A 257-nucleotide genomic window follows, 5' to 3' on the forward strand; every position below is an offset into this window, starting at 1 on the left:
CGTATTGGAAAGCTGATAGGCGCTGGCCAATTGCTGCTGAGCGGGCGTGAGATCGAGCTGTTCGCCACTGGCGGCGATCTGGCCCCAGCTGGTCAGCAGCAGGCCCTGATGCGCGCGTATCGCACCATAGGCATCCGAGCGTAGCTCAAAGCCGGTACCGCGGAAGCTGCCACGCGTGTTGCCCTGCTGGTGGATCAGATAGCCGAGGTTAAGCTGGGATTTCTCGTGCTCCGAATTCAGGCGCACACGCTCCTGAT

1 protein-coding gene is annotated in these 257 nt (G+C 61.5%); it reads right to left on the reverse strand.

The features are described 5' to 3' along the window. Positions 1–246, reverse strand: a 246-nt coding sequence (locus tag R0J88_RS21460; RefSeq protein WP_410901095.1) for a type VI secretion system Vgr family protein, incomplete at its 3' end; no start/stop codon positions are given. Positions 247–257 lie beyond the last annotated feature (11 nt).

It is taken from the genome of Pseudoalteromonas sp. SIMBA_162 (assembly GCF_046535955.1).
GTDB classification, from domain to species: domain Bacteria; phylum Pseudomonadota; class Gammaproteobacteria; order Enterobacterales; family Alteromonadaceae; genus Pseudoalteromonas; species Pseudoalteromonas marina.